This window comes from Cupriavidus sp. GW822-FHT03E04, assembly GCF_058801495.1.
Map to the genome: position 1 here is coordinate 170,054 of NZ_JBXANI010000009.1, position 19,324 is coordinate 189,377.

13 protein-coding genes are annotated in these 19,324 nt (G+C 67.4%); 9 read left to right on the forward strand and 4 right to left on the reverse strand.

Annotated elements, in window-relative coordinates:
* Positions 1–104: 104 nt before the first annotated feature.
* From AC1RQC_RS14760 to AC1RQC_RS14800, 9 genes are all read left to right on the forward strand, one after another.
* Entirely contained in the window at positions 105–1,514 is a 1,410-nt protein-coding gene (locus AC1RQC_RS14760; protein ID WP_492883801.1) for an undecaprenyl-phosphate glucose phosphotransferase, read from the forward strand.
* A 128-nt stretch (positions 1,515–1,642) separates the two neighbouring features.
* On the forward strand, positions 1,643–1,894 hold the full coding sequence (locus AC1RQC_RS14765; protein ID WP_017225097.1) for an acyl carrier protein: 252 nt from the start codon (positions 1,643–1,645) through the stop codon (positions 1,892–1,894).
* Entirely contained in the window at positions 1,891–3,090 is a 1,200-nt protein-coding gene (locus tag AC1RQC_RS14770) for an acyl-CoA dehydrogenase family protein (protein WP_492371898.1), read from the forward strand. The genes AC1RQC_RS14765 and AC1RQC_RS14770 overlap by 4 nt, the downstream gene beginning before the upstream one ends.
* A 10-nt stretch (positions 3,091–3,100) precedes the next feature.
* Positions 3,101–4,105, forward strand: a complete 1,005-nt coding sequence (locus tag AC1RQC_RS14775) for an amino acid--[acyl-carrier-protein] ligase (RefSeq protein ID WP_492371897.1) — start codon at positions 3,101–3,103, stop codon at positions 4,103–4,105.
* Positions 4,105–5,097: a DUF1839 family protein gene (locus tag AC1RQC_RS14780; protein ID WP_492883803.1), complete on the forward strand. Its 993-nt coding sequence runs from the start codon at positions 4,105–4,107 to the stop codon at positions 5,095–5,097. Before AC1RQC_RS14775 ends, AC1RQC_RS14780 begins: the two co-directional genes overlap by 1 nt.
* A gap of 30 nt (positions 5,098–5,127) precedes the next feature.
* A complete protein-coding gene (locus AC1RQC_RS14785) occupies positions 5,128–7,737 on the forward strand; it encodes a glycoside hydrolase family 2 protein (RefSeq protein ID WP_492883805.1) in 2,610 nt (869 codons plus the stop codon).
* 278 nt (positions 7,738–8,015) lie between these two features.
* Positions 8,016–8,738, forward strand: coding sequence for a Crp/Fnr family transcriptional regulator (locus AC1RQC_RS14790; protein ID WP_492371894.1), 723 nt, complete (start codon positions 8,016–8,018; stop codon positions 8,736–8,738).
* A 41-nt stretch (positions 8,739–8,779) separates the two neighbouring features.
* Complete coding sequence (locus tag AC1RQC_RS14795; RefSeq protein WP_492371955.1) at positions 8,780–11,188, forward strand: polysaccharide biosynthesis tyrosine autokinase; 2,409 nt, start codon at positions 8,780–8,782, stop codon at positions 11,186–11,188.
* 315 nt (positions 11,189–11,503) lie between these two features.
* Entirely contained in the window at positions 11,504–13,363 is a 1,860-nt protein-coding gene (locus tag AC1RQC_RS14800) for an alpha/beta fold hydrolase (protein ID WP_492883807.1), read from the forward strand.
* An 84-nt stretch (positions 13,364–13,447) separates the two neighbouring features.
* On the opposite strand, the gene AC1RQC_RS14805 is transcribed toward AC1RQC_RS14800, so the two are convergent.
* From AC1RQC_RS14805 to AC1RQC_RS14820, 4 genes are all read right to left on the reverse strand, one after another.
* A complete protein-coding gene (locus tag AC1RQC_RS14805) occupies positions 13,448–15,691 on the reverse strand; it encodes a polysaccharide biosynthesis tyrosine autokinase (RefSeq protein WP_492371892.1) in 2,244 nt (747 codons plus the stop codon).
* Positions 15,688–16,152, reverse strand: a complete 465-nt coding sequence (locus AC1RQC_RS14810) for an arsenate reductase/protein-tyrosine-phosphatase family protein (RefSeq protein ID WP_492371891.1) — start codon at positions 16,150–16,152, stop codon at positions 15,688–15,690. Before AC1RQC_RS14810 ends, AC1RQC_RS14805 begins: the two co-directional genes overlap by 4 nt.
* An 11-nt stretch (positions 16,153–16,163) precedes the next feature.
* Positions 16,164–17,258 (reverse strand): polysaccharide biosynthesis/export family protein, encoded by a 1,095-nt coding sequence (locus AC1RQC_RS14815; protein WP_492371954.1) that lies wholly within the window; start codon positions 17,256–17,258, stop codon positions 16,164–16,166.
* Between the two features lie 360 nt (positions 17,259–17,618).
* Entirely contained in the window at positions 17,619–18,560 is a 942-nt protein-coding gene (locus tag AC1RQC_RS14820) for a response regulator transcription factor (RefSeq protein ID WP_492371890.1), read from the reverse strand.
* Between the last annotated feature and the right edge of the window lie 764 nt (positions 18,561–19,324).

Sequence of the window (19,324 nt, forward strand, 5' to 3'; positions counted from 1 at the left end):
CACGCGTCCAGAGCCCGTCTGTGCGCAAGCAAACAGACGGTAGCGCTGCCGCGGCGTAACCATGATCTGCATAACAAGTCCGGCTCGCCGGATGGAGGCAGATCATGTCGACGGTTCGCGCATTCGTTGCCGAGAGGCAGGCCGCCTTCCAAATCCTGTATCGCTTCGCCGATGCGGCCATCGTTGCCGCCTGCGGCGCGGTGGTTGGCGAACTGCTGTTTCCCCAGGGCCTGCGTGGCGCCGCTCCGGTCCATGGCTTCATCACCGTGTTGTGCTCGGTCAGCACCTTGCTGGTGTTCCCCGCCTGCGGCCTGTACAACTCCTGGCGCGGCCGCAGCCGCGCCGCGTTGGCGGTGCGCACGCTCGCGGCCTGGGGCGCGGTGTGCATGCTGGGCTTGGTCACGGCGTACCTGATGCACCAGTCGGCCGCGCTGTCCCGGCTTTGGTCGATGGGCTGGGTCCTGAGCGTGGCCGTCATGCTGCTGGCCTCCCGGGTGGTGCTCTACGGCATGCTGGGCAGCGTGCGCGAGCACGGCATCAATGCCAAGCGTGTGGTGATCCTGGGCTACGGCTCGCTTGGCCACGAGATGTACCAGCGCGTACGGAACAATCGCGGCGCGGGATACGATGTCGCCGGCATCTACGACGAAGGCACGGAGCAGCCGGTGCCCGCGGGCGTAACGCGGCTGGATTCGCTGCAGCAGGTTTGCACGTTCGTGCGCAACAATGGCGTGCGCGAAATCTGGCTGACGCTGCCGATGGCTGCGTGCCGCGATCTCTATGACGTGGTCTCCCACTTCCGCAACGACCTGATCGACATCCGCTGGGTGCCTGACATCATGGCGGTCGAACTGCTCGGCCATCGCTTCAGCGACTTCCTCGGCCTGCCGGTCATCGACCTGAACAGCCCACCGCAGTCGGGCATCACAGGATTGCTCAAGGGCAGCTTCGACCGCGTTTTCGCGCTGGCGGCGCTGGTCGGGCTGTCGCCGCTGCTGCTGCTGATCGCGGTGCTGGTCAAGCACTCGTCTCCCGGCCCTGTCCTGTTCCGCCAGGCTCGGCTGGGCATGGATGGCCGGCCATTCCACGTCTACAAGTTCCGCACCATGGTGCAGCACCAGGACGCGGGCAGCGTGACCCAGGCCGTGCGCGGCGATGCACGCGTCACGCGCATCGGTGCCTTCCTGCGCCGCACCAGCCTGGACGAGCTGCCGCAGTTCGTCAACGTGCTGCGTGGCGAGATGTCGGTGGTGGGCCCGCGCCCGCACGCCATCGAGCACAACGAGATCTACAAGGAAGTCATCGATCGCTACATGCTGCGCCACCGGGTCAAGCCCGGCATCACCGGCTGGGCGCAGATCAACGGCTTTCGCGGCCAGACCGACACGGTAGAGAAGATGCGCCAGCGCATCGAGTTTGACATCTTCTACATCCGCAACTGGTCCTTCCGCCTGGACCTGCACATTATCTTGCGCACGGCGCTGCATGGCTGGACGGGACGCGAGGTGTTCTGAGTTCTTCACCCCCCAGGACACCCGGGCCGCCAGCCGACTTGCAAAGTTGGTGGGCCAGCGCACCGAAGCCGGCCAGTAGCTGCGGCCCAATGATGAAACCCGAGCATCCTCACAGAGGAGAACCAGAGATGAAGGCAACCATTCGACAGATTCTTGCCGAGGTGGCGCGGCTCGACGTGTCGGTAGACGCGCTCGATGACCAGGCCGATCTTTACGAAGCCGGATTGTCATCGCTTGCCACCGTTCATGTGATGCTGGCAATCGAAAACGCATTCAATATCGAGATCCCGGATGCCATGCTGACCCGGCAGCTCTTTCGCAGCGTCAACTCGCTGGCAGCGGCGGCCGAACAGCTAAGACAGCAACAGGAGGCAGCATGAGCCCCCCCTTAACCAGCGTGGACCTGGCACGCCCGATGACTGAGCACACCACCGCCACCGAGCTGATGGCGGCGGCGCAGCTTGCGGCGCTCGAAGCGGCCAAGCACGCCGATCAGGTTGACCGCGATGCGGCGTTCCCGCACGACGCGTTTGCTGCAATCCGGCAGCACCGGCTGCTTAGCGCCATGGTGCCCGCGGCGCACGGCGGCGCAGGCGCGTCGCTCGACACGGTCGCGGCCATCTGCCGCGTGCTGGGCGCGGCCTGCTCCTCGGTGGGCATGGTCTACGCCATGCACCAGATCCAGGTGGCCTGTATCGTCGAGCACGGAACGGGCAACCCCTGGCATGAGCAGTTGCTTCAACGCATTGCCTCAGAGCAATTGCTGCTTGCCTCGGCCACCTCCGAGGAAGCGATCGGCGGTGCCCTGCGCAACAGCGGCTGTGCCGTCAATGTCGAGAACGACCGATTCCATCTGCTCAAGATGGCGCCCACGATTTCCTACGGCGCGCAGTCCGACGCCATCCTGGCCACCGCGCGCCGCCATGCCGATGCCTCGCCCTCGGACCAGGTCATGGTGTGCCTGCTCAAAGACGATTTCACGCTGCAGAGCCTCAGCGCGTGGGACACCCTTGGCATGCGTGGCACCTGCAGCAACGGCTTTCGCCTGGAAGCGCGCGGCGCCTGCGAGCAGATCCTTCCGGTGGCGTTCGGCGAGATCGCGGACGGCACCATGACGCCGGTTTCGCACATCCTGTGGGCCGCCTTGTGGACCGGCATCGCCGGTGATGCCGTGCAGCGCGCCAAGGCCTTCTTCCAGGGGCAGGCGCGTGCGCGCCCGGGCTCGCTGCCGCCTTCGGCCACGCGGGTGGCCGACGCGGTGGCGATGGTGCAGATGATGGAGGGGCGGCTTGAGCTCGCATTGGAGCACCAGCGCCAGCGTCACACGGGCCTCTCGGTGTCGGCACTGTTCTCGCTCGCCGCGGAGATGAACGGCCTGAAGACCAGTGTGAGCACGATGGCGATCGAGGTGGTGCAGCAGGCGATGATGATCTGCGGCATGGCCGGCTACAAGCAAGGCACGCCTTACAGCCTCGGGCGTCACCTGCGCGATCTCTGGTCCGCGCCGCTGATGATCAACAATGACCGGATCCTGACCAATACCGCTAGCTTGCTGCTGGCCGAGCGTTCCAGCTAAGGAGCACGACATGGATGCCAACGTCAGCGTGGAAGATCGCGCCAATTCCGCGCCCGCGGACGCAGCCGCCGCTTCGGCCGCTACGCCTTCGTACGGCGATCCGCAGGCAGGCCAGCGGCGCTACCAGCAGGCATTGATTGAGGCGGGCCTGCTGATCCCGAGCGGGGTCGACGGCGTTTATGGCCGCAGCGCGGTGTTCGAGGCCATCGCGGACGGCCTGAACGTGGCCGTCACCGCGCTCGGCGCCGACCAGCGCGCGGAAGTGATGCGCTTTCCGCCCGCCATGTCGCGCGAGGATTTCGAGGCTAGCGACTACCTGAAGAGCTTTCCACAGCTAGCCGGCACCGTGCACAGCTTTTGCGGCAGCGATCGCGACCATCATCGCCTGCTTGCGCGGATGGAGGCGGGCGAGGAATGGGCTGACGAGCAGCGGCCGACCCGCGTGGTGCTAACGCCGGCCGCGTGCTACCCGATCTATCCGGCGGTGGCGCGGCGCGGCCCGATGCCGCCGCAGGGGCTGGTGGTGGATGTGATGTCGTATTGCTTCCGCCACGAGCCTTCGATCGATCCGGCGCGCATGCAGATGTTCCGCCAGCGTGAGTATGTGCGCCTGGGCGATGCCGGGCAGATCATCGCCTTTCGCCAGTTGTGGATGGAGCGCGGCCAGCAGCTGGCCACCATGCTCGAGCTTCCGCACGAGGTGGACGTGGCCAATGACCCGTTCTTCGGGCGCGGCGGCAAGATCGTGGCGGACAGCCAGCGCGAACTGAAGCTCAAGTTCGAGTTGCTCATCCCGATCAACGAGGGCGCCCCGCCCACGGCGTGCATGAGTTTCAATTACCACATGGACCACTTCGGCCAGGTGTGGGCGCTGCGCACCGCCGACGGCGAGCCGGCGCACACCGGCTGCGTGGGATTTGGCATCGAGCGCCTGACGCTGGCGCTGCTGCGCCACCACGGCTTCGACCTGTCGCTGTGGCCCAAGGACGTACGCGCCACCCTGGGAGGGCTGTAATGCTCGTTGACCCGCGAACCCTGGAGCGCGGCATGCACGTGTCGCACGCCTTGCACAATGGCAATCCCGTCTGGCCGCAGACCAACTGCTATGTGGACTTGTGGATCGAACTGCTGCACGGCTGGGAGCTGGACCCGGTTGCGGCGCTCGGGTTCACCGTGTCGCAGGATTTCGAGGGCGATCAGTTCACCTTCTTCAAATACCCGCCGGACGATCTCGAACGTCTCTACGGCGTGGTGGTGCAGGAGCTGTCGCTATATGAGTCGATGGAAGACCGCGTCGCCGGGCAGACCTGCCGCGGCCACGTGGTACTGCTCGAGGTGGATGGCTTTTACCTGCCGGACAACCGGGCTACGTCGTACCGGCGCGAGCATACCAAGACCACCATCGGCATCGATGTGATGATGCCCGAGGCGCAGTCCGTGGGTTACTACCATAACGAGGGCTATCACGTGGCCACCGGCGAGGACTACGCCGGGCTGTTCCGTCGTCTGCCCGCGCTGGCGGACGACGTGAACCTGCTGTTCCCCTACGCCGAGGTGGCGCGCCGCCGGTTCCCCGCGCTGGAAGGGGCGATGCTGGTGCGCGCGTCGCTGGCGCTCCTGCGCAAGCACCTGGCGCGCCGTCCGCGTCAGAATCCCATCACGGCATTCCGCACGGCGTTTCCCGCGCATCAGGAAGCACTGATGGCCGGTGGCGAGCAAACCTTCCATCCCTACGCCTTTAGCGTGCTGCGCCAGCTCGGCGCCAACTTCGAGCTGCTCGGGCAGTACCTGCGCTGGCTGGCGCAGCATGGCCAGCCGATGCCTGAGAGCATTGCGGGCGCGTGCCAGAAGCTCGCGTCCGAGGCCATGGTGATGCAGTTCCGCCTGGTGCGCTCCATCATCAGCCGCCGCGTGGATCGCTGCCAGGATTGCCTGGACCAGCTCGAGGCCTCCTACGAGCTGGCGGTGCCGGCGCTGGCGGGCTACGTGGGCGAAGCCGAGCACTGAGGGCCGCCTCCCATGCATGCGCCGCCTGGCTTGACACCCGTCCCTGGGCGACCCGTGCACCGGCACCCGCTCGCCGGCGACTGGGCCTTGCTCGAGACGCCCGCCGGCGCCGTGGCATCGCCCGCGGCGCTGGCCGGGCGCGGCCCGTGGATGGCGGCCCAGGTGCCCGGGACGGTGGCGCAGGCGCTCCAGGCTGCGGGGCAATGGCAGGCGGCGGCACCGCGGCCGCTGCACGATCACGACTACTGGTACCGCGTGACGGTGTCCGGCACGGGCGCGTACCGGCTGCGCCTGCACGGCCTGGCTACCGTGGCCGAGGTCTGGCTCGATGAGGTGCGCGTGCTCGACGCGCAGAACATGTTTACGGCGTTCGAGGCCGAGCTCCATCTCGATGGCGAGCATGTGCTCTGCCTGTGCTTTCGCTCGCTGCACCGCTGGCTGCGCACGCAGCGCGGCCCGGTGCGCTGGAAGCCGCGCATGATCACGCCGCCCACATTGCGCCTGGTCCGCACCACGCTGCTGGGCCACATGCCCGGCTGGTGCCCAAGCGTGCATACGATCGGGCCCTGGCGCGGCATCGACCTGCTGGCGCTTGCCACCGACGCGAGCCCGCTGCTGACGGCGCGCCTGGACCTGCAGGCAAGCCTGGCCGCCGATGCGGCGCAGGGTGGCGTCATCCGGCTGCGCCTGCGCGACGTGGCACCGCTGCCGCCAGCGATGACGATCATGCTGTGCGTCGATGGCCGCGAGGCACCCATGAAGGCAGTGGACGCCGCCGGCACCGGCGGCATCGCCTACGAGGGCGAGCTGGCCGTGCCCGAGCCGCGCTTGTGGTGGCCGCACACGCATGGCGCGCCCGAGCGCTATGCGGTGCATCTGCGGCTGGGCGAAGAGCGCATCGCGTGTGGGCAGGTCGGCTTTCGCCGCATCGAGCTCGACCGAACCATCCATGGCAGCACCGACGGCCTGGCGGACCACGAAGAGGACGCCCAGGGGTTTGCGCTGCGCATCAACGGCGAGCGCATCTTTTGCCGCGGGGCCTGCTGGACCAGCCACGACCTTGCCGGCCACGCCGATGCGCCCGACGAAGTGCGCAAGTGGCTCGCGCTGGCGCACGGCGCGGGCATGAACATGGTGCGCGTGAGCGGTGTTACCTGCTACCAGGGGGAGGCCTTCTTCGACGCGTGCGACGCGCTTGGCCTGCTGGTCTGGCAGGATTTCATGTTCGCGAACTTCGATTACTCGGCCAGCGCCGAGGCCGTGCGCCCGCTGATGGCGCAGGCCACGCGCGAGGTCAGCGAGTGGCTGGCGGCGCATCGCCATCATCCCAGCGTGGCGGTGCTGTGCGGCGGCAGCGAAGTCGAGCAGCAGGCCGCGATGATGGGCACGCCCGCGGCCACCTGGCGCCAGCCCTTGTTCGACGAGATCATTCCAGCGTGCATTGCAGCCTGGCATCCCGACGCGGTGTATGTGCGCAACTCGCCGTGCGGCGGTGCGTGGCCCTTCCAGGCCGACAGCGGCGTGACGCACTACTACGGCGTGGGCGCCTACCAGCGCTCGCTTGACGACGCGCGCCGCGCCAATGTGCGGTTTACCTCGGAGTGCCTGGCGTTTTCCAACGTGCCTTGCGCGCGTACCGTGTCGGACGCGCTCGCGGTGCCGCCCGTGCATGATCCACGCTGGAAGGCCCGTGTGCCGCGCGATGCCGGCAGCGGTTGGGACTTCGAAGATGTGCGCGACTTCTATTTGCGCGAATTGTTCAAGGTGGACCCGCCGCGCCTGCGCTACGAGGACACAGCGCGCTACCTGATGTTGTCCCGCGCCGTGGTGGCGGAGTTGATGACCGACGTTTTCAGCGAATGGCGGCGAGCGGGCTCTACCTGCTCGGGCGGCCTGGTGTGGCAGTTGCAGGACCTGCTGCCCGGCGCGGGCTGGGGCATTGTCGATGCGCTGGCCCGGCCCAAGTCGGCCTGGCATGCCTTGCGCCAGGTGTGGCAGCCGCTGCAGGTGCTGATCACTGACGAAGGCCTCAATGGCATTCACCTGCACCTGATCAATGAGCGCGCCACGCCGCGCAATGTGCGCCTGCAACTGCAATGCTGGCGCGACGGCGAGACCGCGTTGCTCGATGTCGCGCACGATGTGTGCCTGGCCCCGCGCTCCACGCGGCGCATCAGCGGCGCCGCGCTGGCGGGTGCCTTTTTTGATTTCACATACGCCTATCGTTTCGGGCCGCGCCTGCACGATGTGGTGCGCGCCGCGTTGCTCGATCCCTGCGACGGCGCCCTGCTGAGCCAGGCCTGCTACCTGCCCGAGCGCAGCGCGGCCGCGCTCGAGCCGCCGGAGCTGACGGTCGGCGTGGCGCGCGAGGACGGCGATTGGTGGCTCACGGTGTCGACCCGGCGCTTTGCGCGCTGGGTGCACATCGACGATATCGCCTTTCGCGCGGAACACGACTGGTTCCATCTTGCGCCCGGCAGCCAGCTGCGCGTGAAACTCTTGCCCGATAACGGCCAGCAAGGTGGAGGCCGCGAAGGCGCGCAGGGTGTAGGCCTTGCGCAGGCAGATCCCATCCCGATGGGGGAGGTCCATGCACTCAATGCGCGCCGCGCGATTGCCTACAGCGCGCCAGGCGCCTGAAGAGGCGGAAAAACGCCAGACGATGACGGCGCGAAGCGCCGCCTGGCCGTCATTGCCGCGCACCGGCGATGCGGCCCGGCCGCGCTCTCACACCTACCGAAGGATGATCAGGTTTCAGCCGTGCGGCTACTGTTGGCAGGGCCACATATGGCACTTAATACAAGCACAAATGCCGTGCGAACCAGGGTCAAAGAAAAGGTGGTCGGCGCGGGTCCTCCGGAGCTAGGTGGGCCGGCTTCGGTCGAGGTATTCGTACGGCTGGTCACGGGGAGAGAGTAATGATCAGTCAGCGTTCGGATCTGCACGTCAATCATGTGCTTGGCGCCTTGCCGCGCAAGGATTGGGAATTACTGTCGTCGCATCTTGAGCTGGTACGCATGCGCGCCGGGCAGTTGCTGACCGATTCCGGCCAGCGCATCCATCATGTCTATTTCCCCACGACGGCCATCGTCTCGATGCTGTCGCTGCTGGAGGACGGCGCCACCGTCGAGATCGCCGCCATCGGCAATGAAGGCCTCGTCGGCATCCCGGTGCTGACCGGCGGCGACACCATGCCCTGCCGCGTCGAGGTACGCACGCCGGGCTTTGCCTACCGCCTTTCCGCCGCCACGCTCAAGCAGGAATTCACGCACTCCCCGGCCATCCAGCGCGTCACCCTGCTCTATGTGCAGGCCGTGCTCACCCAGATCGCGCAGACCGCCGTGTGCAATCGTCACCACTCGCTCAACAAGCAGCTTTGCCGCTGGCTGCTGCTGGCCCTCGATCGCATGGCGTCCAACGAGCTGGTGATCACCCAGCAGGTCATCGCCAACATGCTGGGCGTGCGCCGCGAAGGGGTGACGGAGGCCGCCGGCAAGCTGGAGGACCTGGGCCTGATCCAGCATAGCCGCGGGCACATCACGGTGCTCGACCGGCATGGGCTGGAGGCACATTCCTGTGAGTGCTACAAACTCGTCAAGCGCGAGTTCGATCGTTTGCTGCCGGCGCTTGCCAGTGCTTGAGGCGGGAGCGGGGTTGGGTCAGGGAGATTGCCGTGAAAAGGTTGACCTTTGCCGGTGCGTCGCCGGCTGCAAATGAGCCGGCGCAGCCGCGAGCGCAGGGCTCGCGCGCACTAGTCGATCACCTTGGCTGGATCGTTGCGCTGACGCTCGCCGGTGGCGCCATCGGTGCGCTGGTTGCGTTGTCCATGCCGCAGCACTATCGCGTCGAGGCGCTGGTGCAGGTGGAGCCACGCGACGCAGGCCAGAATGCCGGCGCGCGCGGCGCGGCGCAGGCCGGCCCCGCCGCCCCGTTCGATGCCGGCATGCTCACCAGCCGCGCGGTGGTCGGGCCCGTGGTGGAGCGGCTGCACTTGGACGTCTCGGCGGTGCCGTTGCGCGCGCCGCTGGTGGGTGCGCTGGTGGCGCGCTTTGCCGAGCCCGGGCAAGCCATGGCCCCTTGGCCGGAAAGCCTGGGCTACGCCTGGGGCGGCGAGCGCATCCAGATCGACAGCCTGGCGGTGCCCGAGCGCCTGCTTAACGTGCCGCTGATGCTGGAGGTCCAGCCGCAGGGCCACTATCGCCTGTATGCCGGCAATGCGCTGCTGTTCGAGGGCGTGGCGGGCGAGCCGGCTGCGGGCAACGATGTGGAACTGCAGGTGGCCAACCTCGATGCGCGGCCGGGCACGCGCTTCGAACTGATCCGCCATGATCCGCTTTCCACCGTGGATGCCATCTCGCGCGAGCTGGTGGTGGACGAACACACGCGCGACGCCGGCACTGTGCGCATCGCCTGGCGCTACCCCGATCGCAAGCTGGCCGCCGCGCTGGTCAATGGCGTGGCGCAAGCGTATATCGACAGCCAGACCACCCAGCGCCGCGATGATGCGGCCGGCAGCCTTGCCTTTGTCACCGGCGAGCTGCCGCGCGTGCAGGGCGAGCTGGAGCGCGCCGAGGCCGCGCTCACGCGCTACCGTACCCGTAGCGGCACCATGGCGCCGACCCAGGACGCGCAGTCGTACCTGAACGGCAGCATGGACTACCAGCGCCAGATCGCCGCGCTGCGGCTGGAGCGTACCCGCCTGCTGCAACGCTTTACCACCGACAGCAATGAAGTGCGCACGGTCGACACCCAGATCCAGGAGCTCAGCAAGGTGCGCCGCGACATGGATTCGCGCATGCAGAACCTGTCGGAGACGGAGCGCGAGTCCGTGGCGCTCACGCGCGACGTGAAGGTGGCCGAGGACATGTACATGACGTTGCGCAACCGGGTGCAGCAGCTCTCGCTGGTGCAGTCGGATCGCTCCAACAACATGCGCATCGTCGATGCGGCGCTTGCGCCCGCCCGGCCCGACGGGGTTGGCCCGTGGCCGCTGACCGGCGGCGGCGCGCTGCTTGGGCTGTGCCTCGGGCTTGCCGGCGTGGCCGCGCGCCAGCGCTACAGGCCTTCGGTGGCCGACGCCGCCGATGCCGAGGCGCGGCTGGGCATGCCCATGCTCGGCGAGATCGCGTTCAGCAGCGAGCAGACCGAGCTCGAACACCAGTCCGAGGTGCATCGCCGCCTGGGCATGATGATGGGCTTCGCCGCCCAGCCCACCCCGCGCCTGTATGCGCCCGCGCCTGGCAGCGCCTTGGCCGAACCCGGCGGGTTCTCCACCGGCGAGGCCGAGCGGCTGCTGCGGTGCGGGCTGCATGACCGCTTCTTGCTGGCGCGGCGCTCGCCGCACGCGCTCGCGGTGGAGGGCCTGCGCAGCGTGCGCGCGGCTTTGCATTTCGCCGTGCGCAACGCGCCCGATGCGGTGCTGGCCGTGACCAGCCCGGCGCCGGGCACCGGCAAGACCTTTGCCTCCGTTAACCTGGCCGTGCTGTTCGCCGAGGCTGGCCAGCGCGTGCTGCTGATCGACGCCGACCTGCGCCGCGGCAAGATCGCCAACTGGTTCGACCAGGCCGCCGAGCCGGGGCTGGCCGAATTGCTCGCGGGCCATGCCGAGCTCGCGGCGGTGATGCGGCCCACCGTGGTGTCGGGGCTTTCGGTGATCACCGCCGGATCGATGCCCCCCAATCCCTCCGAGCTGCTGATGATGCCGGCGCTGGCCGAGACGCTGCAGGCCTGCAAGGCGCGCTTCGACCTGATCATCATCGACACGCCGCCGGTGTTGGCCGTGGCCGATGCCACCCTGGTCGCCAACCTGGCCGGCTCGACGCTGCTGGTGGTGCGCGCAGATGTCACGCCCGCCGCGCAAGTGGACGAGGCGCTAAAGCGCCTGGCTCGCGCCGGGGCGCGGCTTGCCGGTGGCATGCTTAACGGCGTCACGCCCCGGCGCAGCAACCGCGCGGACTTCGCCGCGATGAGCCCGTACCTGGGGCTGCCGCTGCCGGCCGCGCGGCCTGAAACGCTGGCGCTGGAGTCGCGCCCCGCGCCGGCCGGCTCGGCAGAGCAGCAGGCAGGCCATGGCTCCATGCCAGCCGCCTGATAGCCGGGGACGCCAGGGAAATCTCCATGAGCGTACCCGTTTCTGCGTGCGCCCGGGCCTTGTGAAACGCCTCCTCGCAACCTGCGCGCAACGTGCCCTGCACGTTGCGCGTTGTCATGAAAATCGCGGCCTGCGGTGGCCAATCAGGGCCGTTGGGCGGGCCGCGACACGGATTTCGATGGGTTATGCCAGGCCGGGAGCCGCCGGCGGGCATGGCGCACGAACACGAACCAACAACATCAGAAGGCAAAGCGTACCCGTTTCTGCGTGCGCCAATGCCTGGGGCCAACGCCCCATTTCTCGCTGGGAGAGGTCATGAAACCGGTCTTGTTCGAGGGCTGTGCCGGCTGGCTGCACGAGGCCGCAGGCACCACGGGCGTGGTGCTGTGCAACCCGCACGGCCACGAGGCGATGTGGTCGCACAGGGCGTTTCGCCACCTGGCCGCAGATCTCGCCGCCGCGGGTTTGCCGGTGCTGCGCTTCGATTATCCCGGCACCGGTGACTCCGCCGGCACCGATGCCGATGGCGAGCATATTGCCTGGTGTGTGCATGGCATCCTGGCCGCGGTAACCACGCTGCGCGAGCAGGCTGGGGTGAGCCGGGTCGTGCTGTGCGGCCTGCGCCTGGGGGCCACGCTGGCCGTGCTCGCCGCCGAGGCAATGGCCGCGCGCGAGCCCGGTACCGTGGCCGGCCTGGTCCTGCTGGCGCCGGTGGTGAGCGGGCGCGCCTATCTGCGCGAGCTGCGCGCGTTGCACACCAGTTGGGTCAACAACGTAATCCCCGACATCGAGCTCACGCCGCCCACCAACGGGTCGCTCGACGTGCTGGCCTATCGTTTCCAGCCCGACACCGTGACGACGCTCGAAGGCCTGCGCCTGGCCCGCCGCAAGGGCTGCCCCGCGCCGCGCGTGCTGCTGCTCGACGCTTGGCCGGGGGCCACCTCCCCCGTCGCAGAAATGGGTACGCTTTATCGCGGCTCGGGGGCCGAAGTCACGCTGGGCACCTTTGGCGAGTACCCCGGCATGATGCAAGCCGCCGAGTGTGCGCAGGTGCCTGAGAGCGCCTGGCAAGAGGTGCTGGCCTGGGTGCGCCCGGCCGTCGTCGCAAGGCGCCGCGGCGCCGCGCCCGGCCTGCCTGCGCCAGGCAATGAGAGTCCTGCGCTGGAATGCGAGGTGGACGGCGTGCGCGAGCAACGGGTATGGCTGGATCGCGGGCGCCAGTTCGGCATCCTTTGCCAGCCCGCGCGGCGCGGCGCGAGCGATGTCGCGGTGCTCTTTCCCAATACCGGCGGCAACCACCATGTGGGCGACGGGCGGGTCTTTGTGAGCTTGTCGCGCGAATTGGCTCGGCACGGCGTAACCGCATTACGCCTCGATCTCTCTACGCTGGGCGATAGTCCGGCCCCGGCACGCCAGATGAGCATTCCCGCGGTATACGCGCAGAGCGCCTGCGACGATGCCAGTGCCGCCGTCGACTGGCTGCGCGCGCAGGGGTACAAGCGCATCGTCATGTCCGGGGTTTGCTCGGGCGCGTTCATCAGCCTGCACGTGGCGTTGCGCAATCCGGCGGTCAACGGCCTGGTCCTGGCCAACCTGGCGAAATTCCGCTGGGACGATGCCGACACCGCCGCCGTGAACGAACGGGTGCAGTCCATGCGGGGCTACGTGGCGGCCGTGCGCCGCGCGCAGAACTGGCAGCGGCTGTGGCGCGGCCAGGTCAAGGTCTGGCCGATCCTGTCCGGCTTCGCACGCCGATGCGCGCGGCGCGCGATGCAACGCGGCGCCGCCTCCATGGCGCGCTGGCGCGGCGGCGGCGACACCACCACCGTGACCGGCTTCGCGCGGGCCGCCATGCGGGAGCTCGACCGGCGCGGCGTGCAGACGGACTTCCTGTACGGGATGAGCGATATCGGGCTGGAAGAAGCCAAGGACCGCTTTGGCGGCAACCTCGAAGCGCTGCAGGGCCTGGGCAACATCCGCGTGCGCACCCTGCCCACGTTCGATCATTCGCTGTTTCTTGCTGACAGCCGCGCCGCGCTGGCGGCGCATCTGGTGCGCTACATCGAGGTGCAGCTGGCGCGCGGCGAGCCGGCCGAGGTGAGCGAGGCGAGCGAGGCGAACGAGGACAGCGCCGGCGCGCTGGCGGATGCGGTGTCAGGCACGGCGAGCGCCTGAGCGTGGGCGGCAAGCCGGCCGCGCACGACAAAAAAGAGGCGCCGGAATCCCGGCGCCTCAGATTGCGCGCTACGCGCGGCAGCCCTACCGGCTCTGCACCGTATCCACGTCCTGGTACCGATAGTTCAGATACCGGTACTTGCCGAAGTTGTAATGCGCCCGATACCAGCGCCCTTGCACATTCAACCCGTTGAACAGCACGCCCTTTACTTCCCCACCCACCTGCCTGATCGCCCTGCCCGCGGCTTCCAGTTCATCCACGGTAGTCGAGTCCGCACGGGCCACCATGAAGACCGCATCTGCCTTGGTAGCGAGGATTCCGGTATCCGAGGCGGCCAGCACTGGCGGCGTGTCGATCAGCACGATGTCGTAGTTCGCCTTTAGGGCATTGAGCAGCGCGTCCATCGCGGGACTCAGCAGCAGGTCCGCGGGATGCTCGGGCAACGTCCCGGTGGGAATGAAATCCAGCCCGGGCACAACCTGCCTGCGAACGGCGGGCTCTACCGGCGCGCCCTGCAGCAGATCGGTCAGGCCGGGGCCACGGTCGGTGTCGAAGCGCCGGTTCAGGTTGCCCCGCCGCAGGTCGGCGTCGATCAGCACCACGCGCTTGCCGCCGGCGGCGAGCACCGCGGCGAAGTTGGCGCAGATGAAGGACTTTCCGACACCCGGCGCCGGGCCCGTCACCAGCACCACCGGATGGCGGTTGCCAAGTAGCGAGAACTGCAAGGCGGTGCGGAAGCTGCGCAAGCTCTCCATGGCGGGATCGTCAGGCATCCGGCAGGCCAGCAGCGCGGCTTTCGGGTTGCCCTGCGTGGCCAGGCGCGACTGTTCCGGGCTGAACGGGATGGTGGAGTACACCGTGAACCCCGTCAGGTTTTCGATATCGTCGGCCTCGGCGACGCCGCCGTCCAGCATGTGGCGCAGGCACACGACGATCAGCGCGCCCACGGTGCCAAGCATGGCCGCGAATATCACCAGCAGCGACCGGTTGGGCCGCACGGGCTGCAAGGGCACTTCGGCCGGGTCGACCATGCGCGCGGTCCCCACCTTGCTGGCCTTGGTCAGCTTGAGTTGCTGGGCGTCGTTGAGCAGCGACTGGTAAAGCTCGGTGCTGACCTTGACATCGCGCAGCAGGCGCAGCACGTTTTGCTCCACTTCGGGCAGTTTCTGGATACGCGTGGTCACGCCGGCGAGCGCGGCATTCAGGCTGCCGATCTGCTCGTCGATGATGCCGATGCTGGGATGGTTGCCGGTAAAGCGCGTCACCAGTTCCTGGCGTTTCGCGCGTAGCTCCTGCAGGCGTGTCTGGATCTGCACGGATTGCGAGAGGATCAGCTTTGACTCCTCGCCCAGGTCGATCGTGCCGCGCTGGTTGCGCAGCGCGTTATAGCGCGTCTCGGCGGTTTCCACCTGCTGCTTGACCTGCGGAAGCTGCTGGTCGAGGAAGGCCAGGGATTTCTCGGCCTCTTCCGCCCTGCGGCGCACGTTCTGGTCGACATACTCGCTGCCGATCTCGTTGAGCGTTGCCGCGATCAGGTCCGGGTCCGGGCCTTCAAGGGTGATGCCGATCACCCCGCTCGACTTGCCGCGCTCGGCAATCTGCAGCGATTGCTGCAGCTGCGCGATGGCAATGGCCCGAGGCAGCCGCGTCACATTGAAGCTGGCGCCAGGGTTGCCTTCCAGTTCCGTAACGAGGATCTCGACGTTGCCGCGTGAGGTTGGCACGACCAGCGGCTGGCCGACGGTGCCTGTTGCCATGGTCTGCTCGCCCTTGACTTTCAGCCGGTACCGTTTGCCGTCAAGGGCTGTCACTGTCATCCTGGTGCCTTCCAGCCGCGTTGGCATGTCGAGGCGGCCTACCGTAATGCGCTCGTCGCCCCAGACGAAGCCGCCCCAGCCGAAGAGGCCGGGTTCCGACAGGCCAGGGTTGTAGCGTGCCAGCGCCTGGCCGATCACCGGAAAGTAGCTCGGCCTGGCATCAATGAACAGCTTCAGGCTTTCCACCGCCTTGCCCACCACCATGCGCGAGTGCAGCAGCTCGATTTCCGCGGCGGCGGCCGGCTTGACGTCGAAGACCGGCGCCACGCTGCCCGCGAGCTTGCTGTTGGTGCTGCTCCCCGTGTCCTCCACTTGCACCACGATGTCGGTACGGTAGACGGACTTGGTGAAGAACGCGTAGGTCGCGCCCAGGGCGAAGACCGTGCCCGCGATCAGGATGAAGGTCCAGCGGTAGCGCATCAGTATGTCGAGATAGCCGGTCAGGTCGATCGATTTTTCCCGCTGAGCGCGTCCCACCGGCAATGCCTCGTTTGGATTGAACGTGTTCATGCGACCTCCCCATGACATTGATCCCGTGCAATGGCGCGAATGCGCACCGACCATGAATCGACCCCTTGCTTGATCAGCCCCAGCACGATCCGGAACATATTCTGCGAACAGCCATAGGGGTCGGGCACGTCAGCGTGCATGAATTCGCAAAGGCGGTAGACCTTGCCGCGTGCCTGCGGATACTGGCGCTCAAGCGCCTCTCTTTGTTCCGTGTCCATCACCAGCACCAGGTCGGCGCCGTTGATCATGTCCCCGTCCACGGTGCGCGCGCGGTGCCCTGAGAGATCGAGGCCGTCCTCCTCGAGCAGGCGCACCGTATGCGGATCGGCGGCGGCGCCCTCCAGCGGGGCCAGCCCGGCGGAACTCACCGTGCAGCCGGGCAGCGCGTGGCGCAGCAGGCCCTGTGCCATGGGGCTGCGGCAGGTATTGCCGATGCACACAACCAGGATCGAGCGGATCATCGCGGCCTCGCTTACTTGACCACGCTGGCGGCGCTGAACGCACCGCTCGTCGATGGCAGCAGCAGGTTGACCACGCGGCTCCAGCGCACCAGTTCGCGCGCGTCGACATACACCACGTCCTTTGCCTCGAGTTCGAAGCCTTCGGCAATGGCCAGCGCCACGGGCGACGTGCCGTCCAGGTGATACACCTTGGGCTCGCCGTCCGCCGCCTTGCGGATCACGAAGATCTGCTCCGCGTTGGCGGTGTTCGGGTTCACGCCGCCAGCGTCGCCAATGGCCTCATTCAGCGTCATGCGGCCATTGCGCATCAGCAAGGTGGTGGGGCGCACCACCTCGCCGGTGACGAAGATCTTGCTGTCCTCGCGCTGTTCCACGCGCACGATGTCGCCGTTCTTGAGCATGATGCGCGAGGGATCGATGCCGCGCGCGAGCAGTGCCGGGATGTTGACATGCCAGCTGCGCTCGCCGCGCGTGATGCGGATGCGGCTGTTGTCGCCTGTCAGGTTGAGCACGCCACCCGCACGGTTAAGCGCCTCGATCAGCGTCATCGGCGCGTCGTCGATCGGTTGCATGCCAGGCGTACGCACTTCGCCATCCACATAGATGCGCTGGCTGCGGAACGCGAGCACGCGCACCGTCATCTGGGGATCGCGCACCACGCGCGAGAGCACCTTCGCGATCTGGTCGCGCACGTCGTTCGCCGTCCTGCCGGCGACCTTCATCACGCCAGCGTAGGGAAACTGGATATCGCCCTGCGCGCTCACCACATAGCCGGGCACATTGGAGCCGCCGCCCACCGCGGGGATTTCATACGCGGCGCCGATGCTGTAGGTCTGGTTGGGGAAGACCAGTTCCGGGTGATCCCATACCACCACCGAGACGATGTCGCCCGGGCCGATGAGATAGGGCTGCGGCTTGCCATAGAGTTCGTCCAGCTTCTCGACCTCGCGTTGCGCCATGGTGCGCTGGTTGCGCACCACCTCCAGCGTGATCGGCGTGATGTTGGGCATGGCATCGGGTCCGACCGCGCCGACGGGCGCCTTGGGGTCGAAGTGCATGCCTGGGGAGCTTGCGCAGGCGGCGAGCATCAGGGTCGCGCATAGCATGGCAAGGCATGCCAGCGGCCGGCCTTGGCGTTGCGCGTTCCTGTGTTGCCCGTCATGGTCGGTGATCTCGTTCACGGCAGCCTCCGGCATTGGGCGACAGGGACATCGCAACCGCTGCGACAGTCCCCCGATGCTCCCATCCTAGGAGGCCGACGGGGGCCAATCGGTGCGCTTTCACACATTGCACTGCGATGCCGGAACCAGCGTGCGCGAGGCGCCAGGGCGAACGGGGGCGGCTTGCTTTTGGGACAAGCAAGGCACACAACGTATGCGGGAAAGCGTGCCCCGCGGCCCCGCATAAAAGACAACGGCGGCAGGCTTGCGCCTGCCGCCGCCGGTTGGCTGCGCCGCAAGCGCGCCTCAGCGCATCGCGGCGGAAGCGCCCGTGCCGTACTCCGCGACCGTGCGTGCCGGCCTGGCGGCGGCAGACGGCGCGTTGCGCACCGCCGTGCGCGGCGCGGCCTCGTCGCCGCTGACCCATTCCAGCGACGCGCCGCGCTGGAGCGCCGCGTAGACCGCCTCGCCCTTGTTGCGCACCTTGAGCCGCTGGTACAGGGTGCAGGCATGGCTCTTGACGGTCGCCACCGAGATATTGAGCATGCGGCTCACGGTCTTGATGGGATGTCCGCGCGCCAGCAGCACCAGGACCTCATATTGCCTCGGGGTGATCTGCAGCATCTCGGCTTCGTCGTACGCGGTCTCGCTGTGCCCGCCGGTGCCACCGGCATCGGCCGGAACAGCGCCCGGGCGAGACACGGCGGCCAGGGACTCGCGCGAGGATGGCGCGGCGTGGACGCGCATGCCCGCGGGGTTGCACTGTGCGCTGTCGGTCAGCGGTGCCAGCACGGGAATGCGTCCACCTACTGGATAGTTGCCGGCCGACAGACCCGGCGATCCGCTGCTTGACGCGCCGGCTTGGCGGTTGTTCTGGCCGCGCACGTATTGCCCGCCAACCATGGCCAGGCGGATGCCAGCTTCCAGCACCGCCAGCGAAGCGGATTTCGGCAGGCAGCCGCAGATCCCTTGCGCCATGGCGAGCGCCGGAATCTGCAGCGGGATCATATCGGCGAGCAGCAGCAAGCGATCGGCCGAGAGCACGGAGCGCACCTTGTTGAGCAGATGCCATCCGGCGTCGGTGTCGGCCGGCATGCCGAACACGAGCAGGTCGCAATGATTGCCTTCCAGCAGGGCGACGTCGGCCGGGTCGACGGTGATGACGTGGTCGACGCCATGAATACGCTCGAGCATTTGCAGCAACCCGAGACGCAGCAGTGGGTGACCCTCGATGAGCAGTGCGTTCATGTTGTTATTCCCCCCGTATGATTGCGGTAGGAAACAGGTTGAACGCAGCGGAATAATGACCTGCGCGACCCTCGTGGTGCTCCACGCGCGCCGCCCCTATTTATCCCCGTACCACCGCCAAGCCGGACCGCCCGTTCTTATTGCCGGGAACTGACCGCGAGCCGGAAGGCTGACCCCCTGAACCCACCCCAAAATGCCATTCGTCTTAAAACGAATTAAGGTCATATTATGGTCTGATCTGCACGAAATCAAGTTGCTTTGGCGGCGCTCCAATTAGGTTGGAGAGGTTTGTTCTCATCATCCGGAAAGCCTTGATGGTGGCCGCATGGCGGGTTACCCGAACGGGTGATGGATAATCGACGGGATTATGTTTCAAGACTGAAACAGTTATTGGTCGATAAAGTTTCACCGCTGCAACGGAAAAGGGGTGTTGCTAGCGCATTTATGGCTTTTCCGGGTGGCGCGCCCGGGTGGCGAACCAATCTTGAAACTCGCGCCGAGGTGGAGTCCGCGATCCACTTGCGCCTTCGGCATGAGCCTTGGGCGAGCGCCGCGCGACAAACGGATGAGAGCTATCTCAGCCATCAGGATGAGGGGAGAGCGGCAGCCGGCACGCGAGCATGCCCACGGTGCCGGATGCCCCCTTGCGCTGCTGGAAAGCGATGCTGGCGATACCCCGTCGCCGCGCCTGAAGCGGGCCCCGCAGATGCCTCGCAGCGCACGCCGATCTGCCAGTTCCCGGCGTCCCGACCCGTGTGTGGCAA

Excerpts from the sequence above, each read along its gene's own strand:
- AC1RQC_RS14760 (WP_492883801.1), top strand. The coding sequence starts at position 105 with ATGTCGACGGTTCGCGCATTCGTTGCCGAGAGGCAGGCCGCCTTCCAA.
- AC1RQC_RS14765 (WP_017225097.1), top strand. The coding sequence starts at position 1,643 with ATGAAGGCAACCATTCGACAGATTCTTGCCGAGGTGGCGCGGCTCGAC.
- AC1RQC_RS14770 (WP_492371898.1), top strand. The coding sequence starts at position 1,891 with ATGAGCCCCCCCTTAACCAGCGTGGACCTGGCACGCCCGATGACTGAG.
- AC1RQC_RS14775 (WP_492371897.1), top strand. The coding sequence starts at position 3,101 with ATGGATGCCAACGTCAGCGTGGAAGATCGCGCCAATTCCGCGCCCGCG.
- AC1RQC_RS14780 (WP_492883803.1), top strand. The coding sequence starts at position 4,105 with ATGCTCGTTGACCCGCGAACCCTGGAGCGCGGCATGCACGTGTCGCAC.
- AC1RQC_RS14790 (WP_492371894.1), top strand. The coding sequence starts at position 8,016 with ATGATCAGTCAGCGTTCGGATCTGCACGTCAATCATGTGCTTGGCGCC.
- AC1RQC_RS14800 (WP_492883807.1), top strand. The coding sequence starts at position 11,504 with ATGAAACCGGTCTTGTTCGAGGGCTGTGCCGGCTGGCTGCACGAGGCC.
- AC1RQC_RS14805 (WP_492371892.1), bottom strand. The coding sequence starts at position 15,691 with ATGAACACGTTCAATCCAAACGAGGCATTGCCGGTGGGACGCGCTCAG.
- AC1RQC_RS14810 (WP_492371891.1), bottom strand. The coding sequence starts at position 16,152 with ATGATCCGCTCGATCCTGGTTGTGTGCATCGGCAATACCTGCCGCAGC.
- AC1RQC_RS14815 (WP_492371954.1), bottom strand. The coding sequence starts at position 17,258 with ATGCTATGCGCGACCCTGATGCTCGCCGCCTGCGCAAGCTCCCCAGGC.
- AC1RQC_RS14820 (WP_492371890.1), bottom strand. The coding sequence starts at position 18,560 with ATGAACGCACTGCTCATCGAGGGTCACCCACTGCTGCGTCTCGGGTTG.